Source organism: Deltaproteobacteria bacterium (assembly GCA_016235345.1).
In the GTDB taxonomy this organism is placed as follows: domain Bacteria; phylum Desulfobacterota; class Desulfobacteria; order Desulfobacterales; family Desulfatibacillaceae; genus JACRLG01.
Map to the genome: position 1 here is coordinate 7,480 of JACRLG010000026.1, position 16,340 is coordinate 23,819.

Annotated in this window: 2 protein-coding genes and 1 pseudogene (1 of these 3 running past the window's edge); all 3 read left to right on the forward strand. The window is 59.1% G+C overall.

The features are described 5' to 3' along the window. Nucleotides 1-3,380 (forward strand): annotated as a pseudogene (locus tag HZB23_13275) (DUF11 domain-containing protein) (it extends 2,836 nt beyond the left edge of the window). Between the two features lie 6 nt (nt 3,381-3,386). Further along, nucleotides 3,387-12,122 carry a DUF11 domain-containing protein gene (locus HZB23_13280; protein MBI5845629.1) on the forward strand — a complete coding sequence of 2,912 codons (8,736 nt, stop codon included), beginning with the start codon at nt 3,387-3,389 and terminating at the stop codon, nt 12,120-12,122. Beyond that, entirely contained in the window at nt 12,005-16,339 is a 4,335-nt protein-coding gene (locus HZB23_13285) for an isopeptide-forming domain-containing fimbrial protein (GenBank protein ID MBI5845630.1), read from the forward strand. Before HZB23_13280 ends, HZB23_13285 begins: the two co-directional genes overlap by 118 nt. Nucleotide 16,340: the final 1 nt, after the last annotated feature.

A 16,340-nucleotide genomic window follows, 5' to 3' on the forward strand; every position in this document is an offset into this window, starting at 1 on the left:
CGCTTAAAATCACCATCCCGGTGCACGGCCCCGTCAACGCAACCCATTATCTCGATCCGCAGACCGGCATAATAAACGTCCACCTGCCCGGCATCACCGTCAACCACAGCCCCGCCATCATGGAGCTTGTGGAAGGCAACGTGAAATCCATCCGCACCGAGGTTGATGAGACCTTAAATCTCACCAAGGTGCAGATAATAATGCGGGAGCGCACCACGGGTTACCCGATTCATCAGGTGAAACTCAATCCCACCGGGGCCGTGGTGGACGTGGGCCTTAAAAGAAGCCCGGACGCTGACCCGGAGGAACTGCCCACGCCGCATCCCGCGCCCGACATGCTTAACCTTGCTGAAATTTACAGGCCCGTAAACGGCGAGAGCTACATAAGCCGCTCCGCCATAACCGTTGAGGTTGGTACGGCGCTTTCTGCGCAGTTCGAGCTTCTTATTAATGGCGTTGTGGTGGAAAAAGACAGGATAGGCAAGAAAACCTACGACACCAGAAGCCAGCGTGCCCGTTACGAGTACGTGGGCGTTCCGCTCGAAAAGGGCAAAAACACCTTAAGGTTCGAGACTGTCATACCCGGAAACGGCAAAACGGCATTTTCCGAAATCACGGTTTTCCGTGCAGACGATCCCAAGGAAATGACCGTTTCCATGGACCCGGAAAATCTCATGGCAGACGCCCGCACCGAGCCCACTCTGCGGATTTCCCTTCTTGATGAAAATAAAATCCCCACCGCAGTCGGCGCGGTAATAACTGCGTCCGTTGACCGGGGCGACATCCTTACTCCCGATTTACGGCCCATGGAGCCGGGAGTCCAGGTGACCATTCGGGACGGGGCAGCCCTATTGAGGCTTTCCGCCGCATCCGTCGCGGAAATCCGCACGGTCACCATAAAGGCAGGTGATTTCGAACGTCAGGTGAAGGTCCAGTACAAGCCATTCCTGCGCGACTGGATAGTTACGGGCGTGGCGTCCGGCGTGGTTTCGGGCTCGGAATCCAAGGAGAGCGACGCCGACGGCGGAGCCGAGGACAGCGACACCGAATTTGCAGGGCGCACGGCGGTTTTCGTAAAGGGCAAGCTGCCCGCCGATGTCTCCCTCACGGCGGCCTACGATTCCGAAAAGGACCGCGACACCACGGCGGCCTTCCAGGAAAAGGACCCCATGCGCTACTACCCGGTTTTCGGCGACGAATCCAGGCCCCAGTATGAAGCAAGGAGCCGGGACAAGCTTTTCGTCAAACTGGAGCGCAATACCTCCTACGCCATGTACGGCGACTATCGCACCGAGCTGGACAAGACCGATCTTCTTGCCTACGACCGGGCGCTCACCGGCGCGAAACTCCACGTTGAAAGCTCATATGTTGACATTCACGGATTTTTCGCCAGAAACGATCAGGCCCAGGTAAAGGCCGAAATACCAGGCGATGGCACCAGCGGCTACTATCACCTGCCGAACGCGGGCCTTATCGAAAACACTGAACAGATCGTAATTGAAACCCGTGACCGGGATTTTCCCGACACGATAGTCTCCACCCAAAGCCTTACAAGGTACACCGACTACACCATTGATTACGAGCGAGGCAGGCTTCTTTTCAAAAAGCCTGTGGCGAGCTTCGATGACGATTTCAACCCGGTTTATATAGTCATCCGGTACGAGGTGGATTCGCGGGAGAACAAGGACTTCAACACCTACGGCGGGCGGGCGGCCATTCACACCAGGGGGCGGCGTCTCGAAGCGGGCGCAAGCTTCATAAGGGACGAAGGCTCCCCGGCGGACCACACCATTGAGGGCGTGGACGCCACCATCCAGATTTTTCCCAAGGTGGTTTTAAGGGGTGAATACGCCGAATCGGAAGACCGCGACGGCCTAAAGGACAACGCCCAACTGGTGGAACTGAAAAGCACCCTGGATTGGGCCGAGTTCACCTTATATTATAAATATGTGGGGCTCGATTTCGACAATCCCAACCTTTCGGGCGTAACCGCAGGCCGAACCACAATGGGCTTAAAAGGCACGTTCAAGCTGGGAGAGCGCCTTAAGATCAAGGACGAGTTCTACACCGAAGACGACGACAACGACGACAGCCGCCGGGACGTCTATCTGCACGACTTCATATATCAGTACAGGCAGACGGAGCTTTTGCTGGGCGGCGGCTACGTTACCGAGGAAACCTGGGACACCGCCAACAAGGCCGAGGAGTTCGCCGACTCTGTGGTGGCGCGCGCGGGTGCCGGGTTCGACGTCACCCGCAAGCTCAGGGTAACCCTTTTACACCAGCACGCCTTCGGGGAGTATACATCCATCCAGTCAACCCACAGCCAGTTGAAGGCCACCTATGCGGTTGACGATGCCACCAAATATACGGTTGGGGTTGAAGGGCGGAAGGCCGAGGACGGCGATTATGACGCCAACGTGGTCGCGGGCGTGGAGAGCACCTTCAGCGAAAGCCTTTCGGGTTTCGCCCGCTACACCCTGGAGGATTCAACGGACGGGCCAAGGGGCAGGGCTGGGGTGGGCCTTGACCTTCATCACAAGATAAGCCCCACCACCAGGATTCTGGCCACCGGTGAAATATCCCAGACCGTCCATTCCAGGGGCGAAGAGGAAGAGCCGCATACCTGGGCGGGAACCTGCGGGTTCGAGTACAGGCCCAGGGACGAAAAGTCGGTTTCCTCCGGCAGGTTTGAAGTTAAGGACGACGAGAACTCAACCACCTATCTTGGCGAGCTTTCGGGGGCCGTGAAGGTGAGCCTGGATCACACCCTGTTTGCGCGGAACACCGTGCAGTATTACGACAAGGACGAAGATGCCGACGGCTGGATAGCGGACGTCCTGATGGGGTGGGCGTTTCGCCCGGTGCGCGCCGACCGGCTGAACGTGATAAGCGATATCGAGTTCAAGTACGAGGACAACATAGAGGCCACCGAGGGCACGCGCTTAAACCGCCTCATGTTTTCCATGGAGGCCCATTACCAGCCGGTGCGCAAGGTTATGCTGGAATCCAAGTACGCCTGCCGACAGGTGCTTTCCGGTTACTCGGAAAACACCTTCACCGATGTAAAGGCCGCAAGGTTGCGCTTTAACGCCACGGACAGGCTTTTTTTCACCACCGGCGGGCGCTGGCTCTCCCAGTATGACACCGCTACCCATGACATAGGCTATGGGGTGGGGGTTGGATTCAACATATTCGAGGATATCCAGCTTCAGGCGGGATACAATTTCGCGGGATTTGAGGACGAGGACTTTTCAAGGGCCGAGCACTGGGAAAAGGGCTGGTACACCGGCATTCACTGGAAATTCGACGAGAGCCTGTTCGGCGTTCTGCGCCGCATGGAAAGACCCAAAAAGACCGCTTCCGGGTCGGGCGGATAGGTGGGCATGAGAAAATACGTCATCATAACCCTTGTTGCGTTTCTGCTCCTTTTGGCCGGAGCGGCCCACGCAAGCCCCGTTATAAACGAGGTGGTCTTCGACCCGTCGGGAACCGAGCTTGACGGCGAATGTGTGGAGATTTACAACGACTCCGCCGCAGCCATCGTGATGACCAACTACGCGCTAACCAACCAGGGGGCGCTTTCATACACTTTTCCTGTCTTTACACTTGCTGCCGGGGATTACGTGGTCGTCCACATGGGCGCGGGGGTTAATACCGCCACCAATCTTTATGCAAATCAGGCTTTGGCGCGGCTTGACAACACCGGCGACGACCTCGTTCTTCAAAACGCGGGCGGAACAGCCATTGACTATATCGCTTATGGTTCGGGAGGGGCAATCCAGGCCTGTCCGGGGCCACTTAGTTGGACCGGCGACATTTCCATAGCCGGGTATGCGGAGGGCGACTCCACGGCGCTCTATCCCAACGGGGCGGATGAAAACAGCGGCACATGGTGGATAAGGCGCACCGGCGGCCAAATAAGCCAGGGAGCGGGCAACGGCGTGCAGCCCGATCCCACCGTCGCCTTCACAAATCTCAATCCAACGTCAACAGCCGCATGCCAGGACATAAGGGCGGACGTGCGCATAACCAACAACGACTCTGCGTTTGCCCTATACGACACGGACGTCGTGGTCAGCCTGCCCGCAGATTACTACTACATCTCATCCAGCCCGGCGGGAACCTATAACGCCGGCGCGCATACGGTGACATGGGCCGTTGGAACCCTTGCGGCTTCAGGAATACAGAACTTTGAGCTACATGTGAGGCCCGCGTGCTCAGCAGCTTCCGGCTCCCATCTTTCCGCAAGGGCCGATTACAGGCGTTTTCCAAGCGAGCCCAACCCGAAGCATTCAACCTCTGCAGTCAACTCCGGCAACATCACCCTTTCAAGCCCTACGCTCGATCTGGTCCTTGGCGAATTCACCAGCGGGGCCACGGTGATCTGGGAGGAATCCGGCCAGACCGTCGAATACAAGATGACGGTGCTCAACACCGGAACAAGCGGAACCGTAACCGGCGTTCCCGTAACCTTCGCCTACGGCGCGGGCCTGACCCTGGTGGCCATTAAAAACGACACCTCGGTGGGAACCAGCGTAATATACACCGACGCAGGAAACGTGGCGTCCTGGACAACAGACGTCATCGCGGCGGGCGGCCAAGAGGTCTTCTACATCCGCTGCTCCACCACGGCCTGCGCGGACCTTGCCGCAACCGCCGGGGCAACCTGGGGCTGCGCCGACGACGGCGGGGCCCCCTCGTGCAGCCTTGCGGATTCGGCCCTTGTCACGGTTCGCTGCCCGCTCACCTTCACCATAGTTGAAACCCTGCCCGAAGGCGGCGGAACATACGTCAATTCCTGCCAGGAGTTCACGGAAACCGTCACCCTCACCAATAACGATGAAAACCAGTTGGATTCGGTTCAGGCGGTGGTCACCATTCCGGTGGACTACTACTACGTTTCGAGCGTCCCAGCCGGGACCTACAATTCAGGCGCGCACACCGTAACTTTCAACGTGGGCTCCATCGCCGGTTTCGGAACCCAGGCCCTGGTGATGACCCTGCGCACAAGCTGCAACGCAATATCCATGCAGCAGGTAATGGCCTCCGTCACCTACGAAACCCCGTCCCAAAACGTGATAACCCCTATTGGCGAGCACATCGTGGTCCGCCACCCGGTGGTGAACATCACGATGGAGGATGACGCAAATCCCGGAGCCACAACCATTCTGGCGGCAAGGGGCGACACGGCTGTTTTCAGGCTCAACGTCGTCAACACGGGAGACGGCTCCCTAAAAAACGGCGCGGATGTTTCCTTCACCGCAGGGACCGGTTTTTCCAACATTTTATTTTATGATTCAAGCGACGTGCTTCTTGCTCCCCAGCCCACCCTGTCAGGCGGCGTCTATACCTGGAACTCCGGCGAGGTCGCAGCCGGAACCACGAAATATTTCAAGATACGCCTTCTGATTTCCGACTGCGTCAATCTTACCAATCAGGCTTCCTACACCTGGGGCTGCGCGGACGACGGAGGCGCGCCGTCCTGCACGGAAACCAATCTCTCCAATTCATCCATCACCATATTATTAAAGACGCCGCTTGTTTCAGTGTCGGTCCCGGCCATTTCGGTTGCCTGGTGCACTGGAACCACTGTAACCATACCTGTCACCAACAACGGCACGGGGCCTGCCAGAAACGTACAGGTCAACATCACTGGCCTCGACTACACAAATCTGGATATAGTAACCACCGGGGCCAGCAATTTCTCCTATGTTCAAAATGGTGCTGTAACCGAGTTTCATCTGACTTCGGGAGCCGACACCGACTCGGACGGAACCAGTGACGACATAGCCGCAAGCGGCTCGTACAACATAGTTTTCACCTACTCGGTGAAAACCGGAGGAGCCGGGTGCGCGGCAGGCGGCGCGGGCGGCGGCCTTATAGTGCAGCCGGAATATGTGGACGACTGCGATAATGTTTTCACCGCAGGGACTGCGCTTGGGGCCTTCGCGGTGGCGGCCCGGCCCAGGGTCACCATCGTAAAAAACGGTCCCATCTTCGCAAGCGTGGGTGGAACCCTCGGCTGGAGCTTCACCGTCACCAATTATTATACTTCGCCACTTACGGTGGAAGTCGTTGATGAATACCCGGACGCAGGTGATACGGCCAACGGGTGGGGCAACTTCGTGTGCACCAATCCGGACGGAGGCACCAACAACGGCGATACCGTCACTTTCACAGTGGCCAACGGCAACGCCATAACGATTCCGGCGGGCGGCAGCGTCACCAAGACTCTTGCTTTCAATGCTCCCACCGAAACCTGCGCGGGAGGCCAGACCTACGGCAACACTGCAACCATGACCTTCACGGCCAACGACTGCAACGGCTGCGTGATTCTGGGCAACGGCTCCATTGCGGGTGCTTCGGTCTACATTAACAACACGAGCGAAGAGGTCATAGAGGACCAGACCAGAATAATCACCTATACCAATTATAATAGTAACCACCGGCTGGTGGCCGCCGCTTCGGGAGAAACCTGCGCGGTCACCGAGGACGGCTCAGGTAACGTTTTGATAAACGGCGGCGTGAACGTATCAGCCTCCATAGACTTCAACAACGCGGTCACCGTTCCGAACACCTGGGACAATACCGACGGCAGCGGCAACAACATAAGCTTCACCGAGCACCTGGACGGCGGGTTCCAGATTCCGGCGGCGGTGAACATGGGCGATTCCCTGGCAACAAGGCTCAATCTCGTCATTACTTATAATGGCAACAACATCACAAGCCAGGTCACGGTAACCGACAACGGAGGAAGCTTCACCCTGGATTTCGGCGGGGTCAATGAGGCCACCTACGGAACACCCAGGGACGGCTATGTACTTGCAATCAGCTACACCCTTTATGCCCCTGCCGGTGCTGCGGGCTCCTTCATCAATCATCACACCATAACGGTGCCCAATTCCGGCGGCGGGTGCGTGAGCGCACTGCCCGAAGATTACGACTGGGGCGCGATAGCCGCCATCGTTCCTTCAGGCGCGACTGTTGGTGTTTCAAAGCGCACCGGCAACGCCAGTTTCGTTGATAAATGCGAAACCGCCACCTTCCGCATAACGGTTGGAAACGGCACCCCCTGGACCACCTACGACGCCCGTGTGGAACTCAACCTCAATACGCTTGGGGCGGGAGCACAGTACACTTGGACCAGCGGCAGCACGGTGACTTTTTCCGGGTTCACCGACGAAACCGGGGCCGCAGTGGCGGCCTTTGACCCCACGGTGGTGGGCGACGTTTTGCGCTGGGACTTCGGTGATCTCAATTCGGTTGGCTACATCGAAGTGGAGCTTACCAAGAAGTGCTCCCTGCCCGGAACTTCGCTTGCAGCAACGGTTTACACCAACACCAACTGCACCAATGTAACCGACGGGTCGAGCTACGGGGCGAACGCATCCAGCGGCGCTTACGCTGCTGCGGTGTTCAGGTCCGCAAACATGGAGGTGGTGCTGACGCCTGAGATTTATTTCATCAAAGACGGCTACCCCACAATGAGGTTCTACGTCTTAAACTCCGGCAACGGCACCCTTTACAACGCGGTGGTTCCCCTGGTCTTCGGAACGGACCTTGATTACTACTCCCATACCCAGACGCTTCCCGTTGGAACGAACATGGTGTCGAACGTGATTGACGACCAGCACGTCACGTTCACCTTTGATCAGATAACGCCAGGCCAGCAGGCCTATGTTGATTTCACAATGCGCGCCCAAGGCTGCACCAACAAAAGCGTTGAAATCGTTGACGCCACGTGGGGCTGCGCGGGCCAGACCACCCAGTGCCAGGCGAGCCTGCCCCTGGATGAAGTGGCGGACGTGCGCGTGGCAGACAGCCGCATCATAGTCACCGAACACTCGGCGGTTCCATCCTTTCTGGACTATTGCGGCTCAATCGCAACCTTCACCATAAGAATTTCCGATTCCGGGATTTCCGAGGTTTACGAGGCCATCGCCCGCGAGACCCTTCCCCCCGGTCTCGTGCTGTACGGAACCCCCCAGTACAGGATAGACCAGAACGGTGACGGAACCTGGGACGCGCCCCTGGCCAATTTCCCAAGGCCGGGAGGCTATACATCCTATAATGCAGGAACGCGGGTCATAACCTGGAATTTCATGGACCCCAACAATGACAATTCCGAAGCCGATTCCATAATAACCACCACCGACGGCCACGAGGCCGACGCCGACGGCCTGCGGCACATGGTTTTGAAGCCGGGAGCACAGATAGAGATTCAGTTTGAGGCCAACATCCCCGACTGCGCCGAAGCCACCAATTACTATAACGGCAGCCGGCAGGCCCAGGCCGAGGTCTTTTTCGACAAGCCCTGCGATCACGCCAACATGGGTGATCCGCTTTCGTCTTCATCTTTGAACATGGTGACAGAGCTTCCCTCGGACGCCAACGTGGATGTCCTGGTCCAAAGCAGGAACCCGACCGGAGCGCCATGGAACGGAGCATGGACCAATTCCATCGTACGGGGCGAAAACGGCCAGACCCTTGAATGGAAGGTGACTCTTACCAGCAACGGCGACGGATCGGCCCCGGTTGTGACCCTTAAGGATATTTTGCCCGCAAACGTGACCTATGTCGGTTGGGCCAACGTGGGTGCGGAATCCTCTGCGGGCGTTTCCATGAATTTCGTGTCAGGAAACGGCACTGCGGGAAACCCCCTTACCCTTCTTCTGAATAACACCAACAAAACCGACGACCCCGGAACCACGGTGGATGAAACCACCTACCTGGACGACGGTCAGCAGGTCACCGTGCTTATCACGGCCACGGTCAACTCGTGTTCTCCGGTGCTCACCACCAACGCGGCAACGGCTGAATGGGGCTGCTGCACGGTGGGCGGGCCTCCGGGGTCGAACGGCAACAACTCGGCGGCGGTTGACCTGCGCACCACGCCGGACGGGGTTCCAACCATTTCCGTGGTGGAGCTTCCGGGCGGCGAGTTCACAGGCTGCCTGGGCGCGCTTCGCATGACGGTCACCAACCCCAACCCGGATTACACCCTTTACGGGTTCAACGTGAACCTTCCGGTTCCCGCCGGGTATCTTTACGACAGCAGCACTGCAACCCTGGGTTCGACATTCTCATACGCAGGTAACGCAGGGCGCGCAGCCATCACCCTTACCGAGGCGGAAGAAGAGCCCAATGTGGTGGGGGCTACAGTTTACTGGCGGGGCGTGGCCGATACCGGCAACATCCCGGACGCCAAAGCGGTGATCCTGCCTGGCGAAACGGTCACCATCGTAGCCCGGTACCGCACGGACGGGGCCACCATCTGCGACACCGGCTCCGCCAACGACCCCGTGAACCCTTACGACATGGGGGCGCTTGCCGATTTTTCAGCCGCCGGAAACGGCAGCTTCGACGACTCCTGCGGGACCGTGGTTGTCTCGCCGTCGGCATCGGTGTCCGTGAACCCGGAGCAGGCGGACGTGGACGTCTCCGCGCTTTCGGTGAATTCCACCCTGGCCAAGGGCGGGGACACGATTCAGTGGACCTTCACCCTCACCAACCGGGGCGACGCCACGGCCAGTAACCTTGCCTTCAACCTGAATCTTGGCGACGGTTACAACCTCATGACCAGGGTTTCCGGCACGGCGGAGAACACCCTTGCCGGAAACACCGCCACCTGGAACCGGGGAACCGTCAGCCTGGCCCCCGGCGCGAGCCAGACCTGGGTGTATTCAGCCCAGGTGCTCGCGGCGGGCGGAGACTTGCGCGCAACCGTGACGGTGAACGGCTACTGCGTTGACCTTAACGGAAGCGACGTCTGCCAGTACACCAACGATCAGAGCATCGGCTACCTTGCCGGAGCCGAGGTTTTAAAAACCATAGCGTCTGTGAACACCCCGGCTTCCATAACAAACGCCCCAACCAACACCACGGCCAACGCAACCCACGGAAACGCCATAACCTACACCATAGAGGCAAGGTTCACGGACGACGGGCCGTACACTTCGGTGGCCCTCACCGACACACTTCCAGCCAACATGACCTATGTGTCGGCTGTCCCCGCGCCGGATTCTGTGGTGGGACAGGTGCTCACATGGAACCTGGGCGGCGGGACCATTAACAGCGCGCAGACGATTTCAATTTCAGTAATCGCGCGGGTGGCCAACGCCACCAACCGTGGCGACGTGCTCACAAACACGGCGGCGCTTTCCTTCGTGCATCACGCGACAACTTTCAATTCCACCACCCATCCGGTCAACCTTGCCGAAACCAACTCGGTGACGGTGATTGCATCCCGGTTCCGTACTGTTGACCTGCAGAAAACAGCGGTGCCGGTAGGAACCCCCACGCCGGGTAGCCTCGTCAAGGGTGGTGATACCATAGATTATACGGTGAGCGCGCGCAATTCAGGCAACAGCCCGGCTTACGAATCGGTTTTCGTTGACGTTCTTCCCGTGGGGCTTCGCACGGCAGGCCTCACCAACATCACTGTGGGCGTGGATACATCCGGCGACCGGGTGGCCGAGCGCAATCTTACAAACGGCGTGGATTACAACACGAACTGGGTTGCGGGAACCGGAACCTTTACGGTTACGCTTCTTTCCACGGCCAACGCCACCATAGCGGCAACCGAGGCTTTGATTGTAAGCTACCGGGCAACGGTGGACGGAGCGGTTGGCGTCAATGTAATTCTCACCAACGGTGCAAGAATCAATTCTTACACCAGCCTGCCTTCCGCCGGGGCCGCCAACGAGGTTGACCGCTCCTATGCTGCCACCGGCAATGTTGTAAATTACCATCACACGGCAGGCCCGGTATCAGTTGGCAAAACCGTCGCCAACGCGGTGACTCCCACGGCCAATCAGGCGACAATAGGCGAACTTGTAACCTATACATTAACCTATGTTGTGCCCCAGGATTCGGCGGCCTTTGACCTGACCGTTTCGGATACCTTCCCCGATGGCCTCACGGTCCAATCGGCGGGCTTCAGCTACGAGAACCCGGCTGGCGGGCCTGCAATAACCGGCGCGCTCACCATAACCCCCAACGGCGACGGCACCTACTCGGTTACAGGCACCATCGGCGACGTAGAGGCCAACGCCACAACCGGCGACAACACGGTCACGGTTACGGTCACCGCCACCGTTGACCAGAAGTACAATAGCGGAACAAACGTGGTCAGGGGTGACGTCTTCAACAACACCGGCTCCTTTACCTGGAACGGAATAAACGACACCCCGGCCACCACGCAGACAAACAGCACCGGGGCAGCGCCCACGGTAACCATAATTGAACCGACCCTTGCAAACCTCACCAAGGCGGTTCAGGGAATATCCACGCCGCGCGGCACGGACACATTCTACTGGTATGACGGAATCAACCCGGACCCCATCACCGCCGCAGGCCTTAACGTGGTTCTTCCGGGCGACCTTGTCACTTACAGGGTGACGGTGCAGAACACGGACGCCGCCTGCAGGGCCTACGACGTGGTGATTTCCGACGTTATTCCAAGCGGCATGACCTACAACTCCGTGGTGTCGGTCACAGGCTCCATAAGGGGCGCGCTTGCCCTCACCACCGATTACACAATTGACACCACCGCGCCCAATCTTCAGATAACCGTCAAGCGCCTGGACCCCGGTGAAACCCTCACCATCGATTATCGCTACTCGGTGGATAATGGGCTGGCCATAGGCAGGGTTCTCATAAACTCGGTCACCGAAACGGATTATTCGACCCTGCCCGCCGGAAACCCCTACGAGGCCCTTGAGCGCGACTCCACCTCCGATCCGGCCTACAGCGACCTTGGCCCCGCAACGGCCATGGTGGGCGTACGCAACACAAGCGCCACCTTTTCCGTCTACCGGATTTTCGACGACGCTGGAAGCCCCATCGCGCCCCAGAGCGTTTCAGCCGGAGAGGTGAGGGTAGGGGAGGTGCTTCGCTACGAGGTGGAGATTCCCATCTGGAACAACACCGCCTTCCTGCGCGGAACAGCAGCCTCGTCCCACTTTATTTTCAGGCTAATCTTCCGAACGGAGTCTCCCGCGTGGCGGGCCAGGACATCTACAACACCGGAACGCTCACCACGGCCCTTTCGCTTCTTGGCGTCGCCAACACCGGAACGGCCCAGCACGAGAACTGGCAATGGAGTTTCGACAACATAACGAACTCCGATGGCGCTGACCGCACCGTAAAACTTGTCTTCTTCGCAGTGGCCACCAACGATTATTCCGATTACAACGACAACACCCTTTCATATTCGCTCACCTCCACCAGCCGGGTGGTGTGGGACACCACTTCAACTGCGGTGGAGCGGGGCGACGTGGCAGACCACGACCGGCCTCGTCTCGATCCCGCGAACCTGACCTACACCCTCACCCAACCGAGTATTTTAACTGCCAATCATGTCTGGCAGAGCGTAAACCCGGCCTGCGGAGCCAACGTCATAGGCAACCAGACCATAGACTATACGGTCCGGGCCACCAACACCGGCTCGGCGGGGGCGACGAAAAGCACCGCCTATGACCTGGTTTTCGTGTCCAATATTCCGCTTGAAATGCGCGACGTTGCGGGCCCGCAGATTCAGGCCATAACGGCCAACGGCGCGGCCCTCACCGCCGGGGTGGATTATTCCACAAGCTGGGTGCAGGCCACCGGCGTCTACACCGTTACCCTGCTCCAGACCGCAGCAGCCCAACTCCTGCGCGGCCAGTATTTTGAGATAACCTACCGCACAATAGTTGACGGCCTTGTTGGAACCGACACGTCCTTCACCACCAACGGCTACGTGTCGAGCTACACCTCGTTCCCGGCCACAGTCCCTGCCCCCTGGCCCAACAAGGACAGAGCTTACGGAAACACGGTGGGCGTCGGGAATCCCAGTTATCTTGCGCCCCTAACATGTACCCATCAGACCGCCTCGCCGCTGCCCACAAAAGCGGTCACCATGCGCCAGACCCTTCCGGCCCAGGACCCTGTGGAGGTTTCCGATAATTCAGGCCGGGCCACCATCGGCGAGCGCGTGACCTGGAAGGCGCGGCTGGTCATTCCGCAGAACCTGACGGTTTACGATCTCACATTTACCGATACCGTGCCGGACGGCCTCACCGCCATAAGCGCCGCCTGGGCCTATTCAAACGACGTGGGCGCGAACGTGACCGGCTCCTTTGCAGCTCCTGTCGCCAACGGAAACGGCACATACACGGTTTCCGGCACCATAGGCGACGTCCCGGCTGTCACCATCGCCGCCAACAACACCGTGATAGTGCGGATAATCTGCACCGTGGACAAGACCTTCGTATCGGCCACGGGCTCGGTGGACGCCGACGGCAACAGCCGCGTCAGCCGGGGCGACTCCATGGGGAACGTCGCCTCCTTCACCTGGAACCGCAAGAACGACGACGCCGGAACCAGCGTCACCAGAAGCTCCAATACAGGCACCCCGGTCTACTTCACCATCGTGGAGCCCACCTTGGCGACCCTTGCCAAGCAGTTCGCGTCGGGCAACGTGGCGAACGGCAACGATCTTTACGACAGCGACGGCACAACGGTAAGGAACGCCAGGGGAACGGCGACCTATTACTATTACACCGCAGGACCGACCCTTCAAACGGTAGCAGGCGTTGACACTGTGTGGCCGGACGATTTCATGCGCTTCACCGTTACCTTCGTGAACACGGGAAATTCCAGCGCCCACGAAATCAACATGGTTGACACCCTGCCGCCTGAGATGACCTATGTCAGCGCGGTTCTGGGAGTCACCGGCCCCATAACGGCCACTGCTTCGGACGGCTCCAACCCTGCCATAACCGTCAATGCCACTTCGCCCAACCTGGACGTGACATTCAGCCACTTGAACGCCGGGGCCACAATGACCGTCACCTACTGGTGCCAGGTCACAAGGCTCTCCGGCGCGGGCCGGTACATGAGAAACAGCGCGATTATTAGCGATTATTCCAGTTTGAACGACCTCATGACGGACGCGGGAGTGCCCGCTCCCAACACCCGCGAGCGCAGCTCCACGGCGGAAGCCGCGCCGGGCTTGGCTTACGCCGATCTGGGGCCGGTCACCGAGCAGGCCGGCATAGCACACGCCACCATCGTCAAGAACCAGTACAGACTTTACGACATAGACGGCGACCTGCTGGCCGTTCCTGTCAACATAAACGCTGCGGCCAGCGCAAGGGTGAGGGTGGGGGAAATTTTCAGGTACGACATAGTTGTCACGCTGCCCCGGTACAGCACCCTCTTCGACGGCAACGATGGGGTCAGCCCGCACGTGATCTACGTGGACGCCCTTCCCGCCGGCATCCGGCGCGTGGCCGGGTCCGACGATTACGCATCCGGCAATCTGGCCGTGCCCGTTACCGTGGGGCCGACGGACACCGGTCCGGCAACCACCGAAACCTGGTTCTGGCGGGCAACGGACATCGTCAACAACAACAACGCCCAGCAGACGGCCACAGTACGCTTCAACGCCTACGTTTCACAGACGAACAAGGCGGGGACGCCGGTCTTTACCGACAACTCAACCGATCTCCCGGCCCTTGTCAACACGGCCCGGTGCTTCTGGGACACCCAGGAAACGAGTCCTATTGAGCGGGGAACGGGCGCAGTGGCGGGAGCCATCGACCGGCCCTACATCCAGGCCACCCGCAATATAAATGTCCAGCAGCCGCGCCTGGCCGTGGCCAAGGTTTCGGACCAGCCCAGCGGAACCCCGGTCAACGCGGGCGACGATGTGGTTTACACGGTAACCGTAACCAACCAGAACGCAGCCACCTTCACCTACGGCGTTGCCTACGATCTCTCGTTCCAGGATACGCTTCCAATAGGCATGAGAAACGCCGCGCCGGTGATAATTTCGGTGACGGCGGGCGGGCGGGTGCTTACTGCAAATGATTACACCTCAGGTTACAACGCCGGAACCGGCCTTTTCACGCTGACCACCAATTATGACGCCATTGCCGGTAACTACGACGCCCGTATCGCTGGCGCGGAAAGCCTCGTCATCAATTACCGCGCCTGGGTTGACCTGGGAGTTGGCGCTGGGACCCTCATCAACTCGGCCCAGGTCAACCAGTACTGGAGCCTTCCCACGGCCCAGCCCACCAGCGGCACGGGCAGGAAGTCCTACGGCCCGCACGGCCCGGCCTGGGTGGTTCTGCAGACCGAGGCTTCGCACATCTTAAAGTCAGCCGTGCCTGTTCCCGGCTCCTACGTCGCAATCGGCGACACAATAACCTACACTTTGGTGATACCGAACCCGTCCATCACCGCCAACATGTACGACGTCGAGCTTACCGACGTCTTGCCCGACGGCCTGGAAGTGGTGACTCCCGCCACGGACATCACCGTTGCGGGGGGCGTCGGAACGGCCATCGCATGGGCCGGGGCCAGGAACGAACAGATAACCATAACCGCCACCAGCATTCCATCGTCCACCCAGGTTACCGTCACCATCATTGCAAGGGTGACGGGAACCTTCAACGCGGGCGGGGCCATACCCTTCTACCACGTGTTCGAGAACTTCGGCACCGTTTACTACTACAACGCGGCGGTGGCCCCCAGAACACGCTATTCGGCGGTTTCAAACCGGGTCACCCACGTTTTCCGGCCCACGGGAATACTTCTCGAGCCCGATCACACCGAAAACGGCGCGCCCGGAGCGGTCAAGATTTACCGCCACATTTTGAGGAACATAGCCACTACTCCGGACAATGTCACCATCACCTTCGGCCCCTCAACCCGGGCCTGGGAGTGGATGCTATATCTTGGAGACGGCGGCGGCAACATAACGGGAAGCCCCATCACCAGCGGGAGCACGGTGAATGTGGCCGCCGGGACAACCCAGGAGTTGATTTTAAAGGCCTTCATACCCCAGAACACCCCGGCCTTCACCCAGGACGTGATTGTCATTACGGCAACCGGGGCTACCAACACCGTTTTCAACACCGACACCACAGTTGTCCAGGAGGGCAGGGTCACGATATTCAAGGAAGTGTCCACGGACGGCGTTAACTACGTAACCGAGGCCAACGTGAACGTTGGAACCGAAGTCTACCAGCGTCTCACGGTTTACGTTAACGGGGATGAGGGCGTGATGAGCGTCTTTATCATGGACCCCATTCCCGAAAACACGGTATACGTTCGTAACAGCTCAACCGATGACAACGCTGTCGCTCCGGCTGTGAACGACCCGGAACTCAAGGTTTCCTACAGCACAAACGGCGGAACAGCCTGGACCGACGGCGAACCGGCCTCCGACCCGGTGGCGGCCCAGGTGACGAATCTCGGCTGGGAATACGTGGGTAACGCCCCAACCTTTGTTCTTGAACCGGGCAAAATAAAGCAGGTGGTATTCAAGGTGCGGATAAAGTGAG